At 43.0% G+C, this 12,447-nt stretch carries 10 protein-coding genes; 4 read left to right on the top strand and 6 right to left on the bottom strand.

Annotated elements, in window-relative coordinates; translation table 11 throughout:
* Nucleotides 1-97: 97 nt before the first annotated feature.
* From HPY65_12705 to HPY65_12690, 4 genes are all read right to left on the bottom strand, one after another.
* Nucleotides 98-463: a DUF2304 domain-containing protein gene (locus tag HPY65_12705; protein ID NPU85331.1), complete on the bottom strand. Its 366-nt coding sequence runs from the start codon at nt 461-463 to the stop codon at nt 98-100.
* Nucleotides 464-476: 13 nt separating this feature from the next.
* A complete protein-coding gene (locus HPY65_12700) occupies nt 477-1,187 on the bottom strand; it encodes a glycosyltransferase family 2 protein (GenBank protein NPU85330.1) in 711 nt (236 codons plus the stop codon).
* Nucleotides 1,188-1,279: 92 nt separating this feature from the next.
* Complete coding sequence (locus HPY65_12695) at nt 1,280-2,356, bottom strand: glycosyltransferase family 2 protein (protein ID NPU85329.1); 1,077 nt, start codon at nt 2,354-2,356, stop codon at nt 1,280-1,282.
* A 14-nt stretch (nt 2,357-2,370) separates the two neighbouring features.
* Nucleotides 2,371-2,733 (bottom strand): hypothetical protein, encoded by a 363-nt coding sequence (locus tag HPY65_12690; protein ID NPU85328.1) that lies wholly within the window; start codon nt 2,731-2,733, stop codon nt 2,371-2,373.
* Nucleotides 2,734-3,242: 509 nt separating this feature from the next.
* On the opposite strand from HPY65_12690, the gene HPY65_12685 reads away from it, so the two are divergent.
* Both HPY65_12685 and HPY65_12680 read left to right on the top strand, forming a co-directional pair.
* Entirely contained in the window at nt 3,243-4,307 is a 1,065-nt protein-coding gene (locus HPY65_12685; protein NPU85327.1) for a hypothetical protein, read from the top strand.
* Complete coding sequence (locus HPY65_12680; protein ID NPU85326.1) at nt 4,304-5,983, top strand: glycosyltransferase; 1,680 nt, start codon at nt 4,304-4,306, stop codon at nt 5,981-5,983. Before HPY65_12685 ends, HPY65_12680 begins: the two co-directional genes overlap by 4 nt.
* 10 nt (nt 5,984-5,993) lie before the next feature.
* Here the strand turns inward: HPY65_12680 and HPY65_12675 are convergent, their stop codons facing one another.
* Together HPY65_12675 and HPY65_12670 are read right to left on the bottom strand one after the other, a co-directional pair.
* Complete coding sequence (locus tag HPY65_12675; protein NPU85325.1) at nt 5,994-7,016, bottom strand: polyprenyl synthetase family protein; 1,023 nt, start codon at nt 7,014-7,016, stop codon at nt 5,994-5,996.
* Between the two features lie 59 nt (nt 7,017-7,075).
* Nucleotides 7,076-8,191 (bottom strand): hypothetical protein, encoded by a 1,116-nt coding sequence (locus tag HPY65_12670; GenBank protein ID NPU85324.1) that lies wholly within the window; start codon nt 8,189-8,191, stop codon nt 7,076-7,078.
* Nucleotides 8,192-8,677: 486 nt separating this feature from the next.
* On the opposite strand from HPY65_12670, the gene HPY65_12665 reads away from it, so the two are divergent.
* Complete coding sequence (locus HPY65_12665) at nt 8,678-11,500, top strand: glycosyltransferase (protein ID NPU85323.1); 2,823 nt, start codon at nt 8,678-8,680, stop codon at nt 11,498-11,500.
* Nucleotides 11,501-11,732: 232 nt separating this feature from the next.
* On the top strand, nt 11,733-12,440 hold the full coding sequence (locus HPY65_12660) for a WbqC family protein (protein NPU85322.1): 708 nt from the start codon (nt 11,733-11,735) through the stop codon (nt 12,438-12,440).
* The last annotated feature ends 7 nt before the right edge of the window (nt 12,441-12,447 follow it).

Genomic DNA, 12,447 nt, shown 5'->3' with positions numbered 1-12,447 from the left:
TTGAATGTGCATATTTATAATTTCAATCCCTGATAATATTGATTGTGATTTTATATATCATGAGATCCAGGTATTAAAAAAAGCAGGTCGAGGCGATTCATGTGTGCTCTTCAATGTGCTTTGATATACGATCTTTCTCGGCTTCGAGCAGGCTTATTTGCTGGGCAAGATTCTTCAATTGAATGCTCATCTGAGACACCTTTATTGCGGAATGGAGCGCAATAAAAAAAAGAAACAGGATGCTGAAGATAAACAGCGTCGTTGTTGCCTCTACAGCTCCTATCCAAGACGTCAATTTAACGAGAAAATCGTACCAGAAGACGGGAATGATAACGGCGACTCCAATCAGCAGCCACAACCATGAGAATTCTTCTTTTAGTTTGCGGTTCCTCACCAGGGTTATGATGACCACAAAGATCGTCACACTCATGATAACAGCGAAGATCTCTTGATGGGTTGTCATGATCCGTCTCCTTCTATTGGTTTTCTTTTTTTCTCAAAAGAATCACGAGAATGGATAAAAACATTTTGAAAACATAGTAAGATATCTTCAACAATCCCTGATGCATGTATCTTCCCTCCGGGTTCGGAGCCATTGTCACGGGCAGTTCCGCGATTCTGAAGCCCATCCGGTGGAGAAAGATCATGATGTTCGCATCGGGGTAGTCTACAGGAAAACTGTCTTCGGTAAATTTCTCAAGAACTTTGCGGTTCATGCAGCGATATCCGGAAGTCGGGTCCGTTATGGTTTGGCCGGTTGTAACTTTAATGATGATCCTGAACAGCCTGATTCCCATCAGTTTCAGCAAGCCCACCGGGAAGTAGCTACTTCCCAGAAAACGGCTGCCGATGGCTATGTCGCACTTTTTACTCTCAACCATGGCAAAAAGATCGGGTATATATTGTGGAAGGTGCTGGCCATCGGCATCCATTTGAAGGAGAAAATCATAGCCTTTTTCAAAAGCATATTTATATCCGGTCTGAACCGCGACGCCATACCCTATATTGAAAGGGTGCCGTATCACGAGTGTCCCTGTTTCTTTAACCACTTCCACCGTCCGGTCCCTGGAACCGTCGTCGATGACGATGATACCGGCACGGCTGTGTAGTCTTATGCTTTCAATGACCGCGGCAATCTGCTTTTCTTCATTGAAAGCCGGAACGATGATGCATGCTCTGGCATTCATGGAATTATTTCCTTTTTATAAATAAATTCTCCAGATTGTACATCTCCTTAGGAACAGATTTGCGGGACGGGCCGAAAAGGGACGGCAATGGGTCAGTCAATAGATGCCGGTTTCAGCGCCACGATTCTTTTGACTGCGAACCAGTAAAGAGAAAAAAATTGGTTAGCCAGCCGGAGTTGCAAGCCTCCAATCTCCGGATACCATATACGTCCGCTGAACATCGTAATGATATCCCGATCGTGAACTTTTCGTAACGCTTGTGTTTTTTCCCTTTCGGCTGCGATGTATTGCCAGGTTCTTTTTTTCAGGAAATATTTATAAACGTTCATTTTTCCCTTGAGCCAGCCGTTCTGGAAAGCAAAGAGCAGGAGACCAAACTCCATGACAAAAAAGGCAAATGAAATAAACAGGAGAGTGACCATGTGGTAATTCTTGAGCATTGCCAGGATGCGGTTCCTGTCCAGCCAATAATATTTGCCGGTGTTCCGTGAATATTCATACTTGTGATACACAATCGCACGTTCCGCAAGAACGCATTGCCACCCTGCGAGCCATATCCTCCAGCCCAGATCCTGATCTTCGTTGTACATCCAGAACTCTTCGTCAAAGAGACCGACCTTTTCCAACACCTCTTTTTTATACAAGACCGCTGCACCCGATGGATAACAGATTTTCTTCATGGCTTGTAAAGACACGTCGCGCAGACCTTCTCCATATCCGTCGCAATAGCCGAATCCTAAGAAATGAGACACATTGCCCAAGCTGTTTACCTTGTCTTTTTCAGGCCAAAACATGATTCTGGCTTGCACTGCGCCTATCAGGGAGCTTCTTTCCGCTGTTTCCACCAGTTGAGTGATGCAATCGGGCGCAATGACGGAATCCATGTTGAACAAAATAATGTAATCGAAGGACTCTTGTAGAGCCAACCGCATTGCATCGTTGTTCCCCTTCGCAAATCCGTCATTTTCTTCGTTTCGGACAACCTCGACCTCCGGAGCTGTTTCTTTCAGAAATTCATAGCTTTTATCGGTGGTCTGGTTGTCTGTGATAAAGATCTTTTTTTCTCCTCTCCAGTCTTGCCTCCGGAGGCTTTCGATGCAATCGGGCAGATATTTTACGGCATGATCGAGATAATTGGGGCTGATGATAACGGCGATTTTTTTTGTCATGACCGGTTATCAGATCAGATTGTCCTGGTAACGAGACAGAACACGCCGGACGAGATCAATGCCAGGCCGATCCATTGCAGAGGGGTCAGCCGTTCGTTGAATAACATCCATCCCAGCATTGCCAGTATGATGTAAAACAAGGCCCCAGAAAGCCCTGCAGCGTATCCGAGGTTTGCCTTTGCGAGGACAAAGAGCCAGACAATATAACTGAAAACCTGGATCGTCAGGGCGGCAAGAACATACGGTGATGTGAAGACCCTTGGTAAATAAGACAAATCAACACGGTCGATGCCAAGAGAGATTACGCCTTTTTTCAAAACCAGTTGGCTGAGAACGTTACAGAATGCCACCGTTAAAATCATAAGGGTTGTTTTCATTGATAGAAAGATCCTCTATTCTCGATTTATTATACAGATCTCGTTATGAATAATAGGACTAGGAAAGGGGACCACACTTGATGATGATCTTTTCATCGCAAAGTGTGTTTTCATCCAACTTCAATTTTCCCAATGTTGCGTAGATCGGGGGTCTGTGCCAAAAAAACTTATATATTTTAAGGTGATATTGTCTATCAGGAAGATGATGGCAGGTCAAGTGGATTTCTTTTTATAACGATGAGACGATGTATGAATTGAAAAAGATGGTCGGGTCACGTGCCGATTCTCATTGGTTCTATAATCGCTTGTTGCCTTTTGGCGGGCCTTTCGATATCATCGGCAAAAAGATAATCGTTGTCAATGCATGTGGGGGGCTTTTCCTTGTAAAGTGAAAGCCGAATCTTTTCCTGATTGGCAGGACTTTTTACGACCCGCATGTGAGCAATGCATGATTTGACTTTTCCCCAGTTGATGCTTCATTGCATGAAAAAGAGGGCTCGAATAATCGAATGGTAATTGTAACGAATGAAATCGAGAAAACCGTTGAGTCTCTTCTGATAGAGCTTGAGCAGGCAATCAGTGAATATCTTGCTATCGAGGAAGATATTTATAATAAAGCGAATGTTGTTTTCAAGACGTCAATGTCAAAGGGAAACCAACTGTCGACAGGGTGGCGATATTTCCATATTTTAAAGCAGTATATTTATGAGAAGCTGCAAATACCGCTCCACGAAAGAATACTCCTGGGCGAAATAACTTACTGTTATGGCGCCTTGGTGGAAATTGCCGATGACATTTCGGATGGCCAGTTCGTATGGAGTGTTCCGTTTGATATACCCTTAAAGCATCCTCGCCTTACTCTTGCCACGCAGATGTGGATGACTGCAAAGGTGCTGGAGGATTGTTACAGGGAATACAGGCGGAAAAAGAAGTGGGGCATACGAATCTTCAGTGAAAAAGACATCGGAGAGATGCAGAGGGCAATATTCGATCACTTGTTTAAAATGGGAGCAGAGGTAATTAAGTATGAATTTATAAAGGGTGATATCCTTCCCCCTTCAGAGATTGAAAATGGACTGATCAATGCCGAAGGCGGGTATCATGACCAGATGATAACGGTGATTATGGAATCATTAAGGGTAAGTTCACCGTTTAATATAGCGTCGATGAAGGAAAATTTCCGCCTGTTCGGCGTCGGCATCGAAATGCTGGCGGATGCATCCGATATCATTGAAAATATTGAGGATGGAAGGCACAACTACTTTATATCATTCATTCATCATTGTGGAACCCCCGAGGAAAAGGAGATTCTCAAAAAGGTCCTTCAGGGTGACCCTGAAAAAGGGTTCGATCCATACCATGCCTTTTCTGTAAGTCTCAGGCTGGTTAGAATAAAGGCGTACAAATTAATCTTGAAGGGATTGTGGCCGTACTATTCAAAGTTGGCTAGATTAGAAAAGCAAAGAATAAAAGATTTCGTTCTTTTTTATGAACCGCCGCTTCCTTTTTCAGAGAAACGGCAATCTCTGAAGGTAGAATTTTATCGGCAATTAGAGGAACGTCTCGGAAAATGATTATATTTCATTTCATACATGGATTTTTGCCGGAATCAGTCGGAGGTACGGAGATCTATGTTCATGAATTATCCAAGGCTCAGATTGCTTCGGGACATCGAGTTATAATCATTATGCCCACATTAAATAGGCTTCCCGAATTTGAGATTATTGATGGAATAGAGATATATCGGATTCACGTCGAAAAATATGATCCGAAAAAAATAGCCGAGCCTTATAATCCGCTTGTAGAGGTGTTTGTCCGGAAGCTGCTTGAGGAGATGAAACCGGACATTGCCCATATCCATCACTGGCATAATCTGACCGGTAATATCGCCGCCATATGTCGCCAATATAATTGCCCTTCGGTGGCGACGCTGCAGGACTTCTATGTAAAGTGCCCGAGATTCGACAATCTGAGGGATCAATATGGCTTCTGCCATGATTTCGATTGCGGTGAATGCTTACAGAAAGATTCTTTCGAGTGCGATTCCGTATTAAGAAAAAAAATAATGGAGCAGGAATTAAGAATTATTTCGAAAATTATTGTACCGACATCGTTTGTTAAAGAAAAATTGATAGAACTTTATAATATAGGTCATGTAATTGTTGTACCAAATGGTGTTGGTGAAATTAAGTGCATGAATGAAAAGAGGGAGGTTAAAGACACATTCGTTGTCGGATACTGGGGGGTTGTCAGATATAACAAAGGTGTTCATCTGCTCATCGAGGCGGTGAAAAAGCTTTACAGCAAGGGAATGCGTGGCTTCGAGGTTATCATAATGGGGATTGCTTATGATAAACGTTATGAAGTGATGTTGAAAGAGATGGCCGCAGGATTGCCCGTTTCTTTTTACGGGCCATACGAACGAAAAGATCTTTTTTCCCGGAATATTGATCTGGCGGTTTTCCCATCCATATTTCTCGAGACATACTCTTTTGCCCTTTCTGAAGCTTTCCAGTTGAAGGTGCCCGTATTGGTTCCGCAGTTCGGTGCATTCAAGGAAAGGCTCTCGGGAGGTGGAGTATTCTTCGAAATCGGCAATATCGATGATTTAGCGAACAAACTTGAAACAATCATCACCGACAGAGCTTATTATAATAATTTGTGCACAACGCTTGTTGGCGATCTAACGACTATTAAAGAATATGAACAGACTGTGTATTCGATATATTGTGACGTGATCAATGCCGACGATAAAGATAAGGATGTAGAACTATATTACCTTGATAATCTTGTTAGCATGTACAAGGACCTGAAGAAAAAAGAACTTGTATTGGTGGAAATCCAGTCTGAATTATCGGCAAGCAAGTCGGATATGTTGCAGATCGAAAACGATATTATGCTTAAGCAAGAGCATATCGAAAACTTGGAAAATGATAACAGGCTGAAACAGCAGCATATACAACATCTGGAAAGTGAAATTCAGTTGAAGCAGGAGCATATTCGAAACCTTGAGAAAGACAATTTATTAAAACAGAAACACATTGGAAACATCGAGAACGATAATCGATTAAAACAGGAGCACATCGAAAGCGTTGAAGAAGATAACAGGCTAAAAGGTCAACACATACAATACTTAGAAAGTGATAATCAGTTGAAACAGAAGCATATTGACAGCTATGAGAAGACCTTAAGTGAAATTTATAATTCAAAGACGTGGAAACTGAAGAAAATAATCGACAAAATTCTATGATTGCGCCTGATCAATAGTTACGGTTGAGTAATGTATCCGCAAGTTGATTAAGGGCGGCACGGGCGGGGCCTTCAGGACGAGCGGCCTCGAGGCAGGAAACGGCGCTTCGGGAATAGGCGGCTGCTTTTTCAGTGGAAAACTTGCGAGCGCCGGTCTGATTGAGTAGAATCACAACCTTACGAATAAAGTCATCGTCTTTTTCGTTCTTTCTATATAGTTCGCGAAGCTCGATGCTTTTCTCCAGCCCGTAAAGAATGGGGAGGGTTTTCTTGCCGGATACAATGTCCGTTGATACAGGTTTTCCCGTGAAGGATTCATCACCCCAGATACCAAGAATATCGTCAATAATCTGATAGGCCAGTCCGAAGTTCAAACCAAACTGCCGGTAGAGGTCAACCGTATCATCGTCCGCCCCGGCAATGATTGCCCCGAGTTCGGCACATAGTGACGGGAGGACTGCCGTCTTCATTGTAATCATTTCCATGTAGTCATCTACGCTTATCATCTCCTGACGTTCAAAACAGAGGTCGGCATGCTGGCCTTTTGCCAGGCTGACGCCGGTTTCATCGAACCTGCGAATTGCGCGCAGAACGCGCTCTGCCGGAAGACCGCGTTCAGCCAGCCGCATCAGGGCGATGTGAGCGAGAGCGAAGATGGCATCCCCGGTGTTGATGGCCTGTGCAATGCCCCAGATTTTCCAAAGTGTATCGCGCCCGCGGCGCGTGGGGTTGGTGTCTTCTATGTCATCGTGGATCAGGGTAAAGTTGTGGAGCAGTTCCACCGCCGCCGCGGCAGGGACGGCCTGCTTCCAGTCGCCACCCGAAGCCTGGCACACCAGCATGAGGAGCATAGGGCGAATTCGCTTGCCGGTGTTGACGTTTGTAATGCCCAAGTCAGGGGCGCGCCATCCCATATGATAATGGATCATGCCGTGGAGACAATCCGGCATTTCACCATCTGCCTTTAGAATCGTCCGCATTTCATTGTTCAGGGCGGCTCTCATGCTTTCGCTTTGTGAATGGAATTCTTCCATTATTCTCTCTCTTTATTATGAATTGGATGATCCGGTGACCCGCCGCCGATCATTTCATTCTATGTTTTTATCGTTTCATAATAATGTTGAAGTGCTTCAAGGCAAAAAGCGGTACTGACGGATCGTGATCCATAATTAGGTGTGGGTATATCTTTCACATTCGGCCAGACAATGCGTTCATTTTTCCAACCACCGTCAGATTGTACGTGTTCCAATAATAAAGAAATTCTGTTTTCCACGTGACGGCTTTCTAAATCAAAGCGAATTATCGATGTTATTGACATGGCCATTTCCAGGTTGCTTAACAACCCGTGATGATATTTCTCTGGTGAAAGCAAATAATCTGTTATTATCGGAAGAGATTTGTTTAATCTTGAGGCGCCGACTTTATGAGCCCTTGATAGGAAATATAAAAACGCCATCGGAGAAGGGTAATAACTGGACCCATTCAGGTATTTTCCTGAACTGATTATATTATTGAGAAAATCTTCAACTTCAGGCAATTGAAGACCGGACATGGTAAAAAGTGATAGTACATTGGCATTTACAGCTTCGTTAATATCATTCTCGAAATTATTTAAAAGTAGCTCTTCGTCTGTTTTTGTTGCTGCATACGAATAATCGTCCATTTCAAGTAACATCCTTCGAAGAGCTATCATACTGTTCAAGGGTCTTTTCTCAGGAGGTGTATCAGGCCACCAGAGTTCGATCATATATGTCTTGAACAATCCGTCGGTGTTTTTGTATTCTGAGAGGAAATCTAATAAAGAAGAAGGTGTTTTTTCCCCCATCCCCTCATAAAACATAAGTGCATAGGCTGTATCATCGAGATCCGGAGGCCATGCCAGATGTGCGGCAGGGTCTCGATCTTTTGGACCATGCCAGCGCCATACTCCGGGCTCCTCTTTCTGTGATTCAAGAAAACCCAGAGCCCTGTTCAGCATGCCTAAGACGTTATTTCTATGTTTCAGACAAAGAAGGCAATTCCCGACCAGGCTTGTTCCAAATACAATTTGATCATAAAGCCAGTCTTCATCTTTTATTTCTTCCATTGGACTGAAAAAAAACTTATTTGATACGAAGAATTTAAATTCGCCGGACTCGAGTTGTTCTTTTGAGAGAAACTGAATACCATTTTCAATGGCTGCTTCAATTTCGCGTTTTCGGCTGCGCATGGAAAGAAATTCCCTTTTTGAATGCGATCTGAATATACGGGAAAAAATGGGGCCAAGGAGACGCATGTTTATTCCTCAAGAAATTTCGAGTGCCGTAATGTTTGATATTGCATTCCGTTGAAGATTTAGATCCTTATCTTACAGCGGACTCCGTCATAACACCGGACGAAAAACGGTTCTGCAAGATGCCCGACTGCACATCTCCTGAAAGGTTATCAACAACGGCTGTGCCGGCCCCTTTGATGAAACGATGCCTCTGTAACTTTCCGGATTAAAACATAATAATATCATCCAATACCGTATAGACCTTATAGCACGATTAACTTAAAAAAACTTTACATTTCTCCGGTAGTGAAAGTATAGTGCCCAATAATGTGACATCGGGCTGCTTTGACAAGGTTTTGACGATGTCGTTGCAATGGAAAGTCACGCATAGATTTCATCAGAAATTATCTTTTATCCTATTGGGTTAACCGGGCAAAGAAAATGAAAATTATTTACATCATTCACCAGTTTTATCCGATGCATTATACGGGGACGGAGAAATTTCTGCTGAATCTGTCATCATCAATCCAGCGCAATGGTCACAGCGTCAAAGTAATAACATACAGCTTTTATGAAGATTCTTTTTATTCAAAATCGAAAGGGAATATCCTGTTACATGAATTTCTTTATAAAGGGATTCCTGTTATTGCATACAAATACAAGCAAATGCCGCCGGATATGGATTATGCACTTGAAAGTAATGACTTGACCGAGATTGCCGATGATATTCTTCAAGCAGAGAAACCCGATCTGCTGCACGTCGCCCATCCTGTGCGGACCGCGGAATTCATGAATGCAGCTATTCGTGCCTGTATTCCCTACGTTTTTACGCTTACGGATTTCTGGATGCTTTGCCCCAAGTCCATTCTCTTCACGTCGCAAGGAAGTCTTTGCAGTGGGCCGTTGAGGGGGGATGCATGTCGCGCAGACTGTCCGGAATACTCTTATGAGTCAATTGTTCACCGCCTTGAGAAATCAAGCCGTCTTCTGTCCGCCGCCCATTGCGTGATCGCCCCGTCCCGTTTTCTCGGAGGAATCTTCCAGAAAGAATTTCCGGACATCAACCTGCGATATATCCCCTATGGTATTGATTATACGTGGATAAAAAGGAATTCAAAGCGCTATGGTACCGATGCCGCCCGACTGAATTTTACCTATGCAGGCCAATTGGCTTACCATAAAGGAGTTCATGTATTGATCGAGGCGTTCAAAAGAATATCGTCGGGAAACGTTACACTGAACCTTTACGGGTCCGGGCCTTCCGACCATGAACATTATTTGAAGAAAATATCCGCAAATGATCCACGAATCGTTTTTAAAGGTGTGTATTCGGAAAACCAGGTCGGTGAAATAATGAAGGATGTTGATGTTATCACCATCCCATCGAACTGGCATGAGAACAACACCATTGTCATGAGGGAGGCATTGGCGTGCAACGTTCCTGTTGTTGTATCCAGTGCAGGAGGAATGACGGAGGTAATCAGGGACGGTGAAAACGGCTTCATTTTCAACATGGGCGATACCGACCATTTGTACCAGGTATTGAGCAAAATTATTGAAGAGCCGTTTATATTGAACAAAATTAAAAGCAGCCCAAAGGCCTTGTTGACTGCCGAACAGGAAGCATTCGCCTATCTGCAGGAATACCAGTCAACCGCGATTCATCATGGTAAGTTAGCAAGTGCAGCCACTGGAAAATCTGTCTATTTGCCGGAAGGAGAGGAAACCCTGACCGCACCGAAGGCATTTGGCAGCACTTTTAATGGAAGACTGTTCCCGGATGGATCGAAGAGAAAGTTGATTTTAAACGCACTATTGAATTATCGACTCTCGATGGCGAAACTGAAATATCATTTCGATCAGAGTGGAATAGGAGGTGCGATGGGGGCGATTCGAATCGCCTTGAACGGCGGATCGGTCAGCACGAGCCACGTTCCTTTCCTTGTAAAAACCCCTTCTCTTAATGTTTCTCCACTGTTAGACGATGAATGCATTCTGGATGAAAAACCGGGGATCTCCGTTCTCATTCCGACCTTCAACGAGGCCGGGAATCTGCTAAGGCTTCTGTCTGCGATTAGAAATCAGAAAGGATTCAAGAATATCGAAATTGTTGTCGTGGATTCGGGGAGCACAGACGATACGGTCAAGCTGGCAAAGGAGTTTGATGCCAGGATTGTCGAAATAAAGCCTGATGAATTCACATATTCATACGCTCGAAACCTGGGTGCCGAATCCGCTTCTCATGATGTTGTTTTATTCACATCCGCAGATGCGCTACCCTCTTCGGATCTCTGGCTTTACAGCATGTGTGCCGCAATTGACAAGGATGGCGTGACTGCAGTCAGTTGTCTGGAGATTCCCCGAAGTGATGCAGATCTCTTCATTCGCGTTGTTCTATATTTGCACGAAAAGCACATTCTAAAAACGAACAACGAGGATAAAACCTATTCGATGCCGGATGAGCGCGATCCAGCCTCACTTCGTCGCCATGCCCAACTTACCAGTGTGGCCCTGCTCATAGGAAGGGAGGATTTCCTCAAATATAGATTCAGGCATATTTATGCGGAAGATCTGGATCTTGGGGTCCGCCTGCTGGCTGATGGCAGGAAGATCGCTCTGCTGGCTTCGAACCCGGTTATTCATTCTCACAACCGTCCACCTTATTTTCATTTGAAGAGATCATATGTCGATACGCTTGTAATTGCGGATATTCTCGGAGAAGAGCTTGAATCTGGCGTGATCCATTACAATGAACTCGTTGGAGATATCGTCGCAGGATATCAAACAATTTCTTCTCTCTGCATGGATGATATCTTTTCCGGCAGGGAATGCATTCCTGTTTCTGAATTGGAGGCAATTGCCGATCAAATTAAGAAGGAGAGCCAGACAAAGCCTCTTGAACGCTATTTATTCATCCGTAATGAATATACCGACCCACAATTCGATTCTTTCCTGGAGCGGATCTTTGAGCAATACAATAATGATCCCGACCGCTATCAATCGAGAGGCCTTATCCTGAATGGTCCAAGAGGTGTAACCTATTTCCTGAAAACAGCAATGGAGTATCTCAAGATTACAAATGATCAGGTAGACCTTTTCCTGATGAATGATTTTATTGCTATGGTATATAAATCTTTTGCCCAGTGCGTAGGAATATATGCGGCGTTATGTTCAGTGAATGATGAATCAGGAAACCAATCTTTTCTCGAGTGGATGAAAGATGAATTAATGGATAGAAGAATCATATGGGAGAAAAAGACTTAATTTTTCAAAATGATTCAATACCATTGTACGTCCTGAAAAAGATATTGATTCCCTTGGTATCCTTGTTTTGAAAATACATCGTCGCTGATAGACATCACAAAGTAACCATGGAGTTTAGGACAATTCATTATTTATAAATAAGTATAATAATTTGTTGGGCGTTGAATGCCAACACCATGCCAATATTTTTATGTTATCATGGATTAAATAAATATATTTATTGGGGAACATTATGATGCTGGCAGGGATGCAACCCTATTTTTTCCCATATCTCGGATATTTTGCACTCATTAAGCTAAGTGATCTATTTATTATAGCGGACTCTTTTCAGTATATTGAAAGGGGGTGGATTGATAGAAATAGAATTTTGAAGCCAGGAGACGGTTGGCAATATATTAGGGTGCCATTGGTTAAGCATTCCCACAAAATAATGATTAAAGATGTAGAAATTCGGGTAGATGAACCCTGGAGAGATCGAATCTATCGCCAACTGGAACATTACAAAAGAATCGCACCATATTATAAGCAAGTAATCTCGTTTCTGCATGTTGCCTTGTCCCTCAATACAGACAATATTTCCATTCTAAATACTCACTTACTAGACGAAACATGCAGATATATTGATATTCCATTTAACAGTAAATGGTTTTCTGAACTCGATTTAGACATAGCTGATGCAATGAAAGCTGACGAATGGGCTCTTAATACCTGTAAAGCGCTTGGATACAGTACATATATTAATCCTCCTGGTGGCGAAAGCTTTTATGATAAATCAAAATATGATAAATCTCATATTGATTTACGTTTTCTAAAAGTCAATTTAAAAAACTATCACCAAGGGAGGAGCATCTTTGAAGAGGCCCTTTCAATAATAGATGTAATGATGTTCAATACGCCGTCTGAAATCAGGGCAATGCTTGATGACTATCAACTTCTGTAAAGGTTGA

Source organism: Syntrophaceae bacterium, assembly GCA_013177825.1.
GTDB lineage: Bacteria > Desulfobacterota > Syntrophia > Syntrophales > PHBD01 > PHBD01.
Note: the sequence above shows the minus strand (reverse complement) of the source record. Positions and strands in the feature narration are given on the sequence as shown.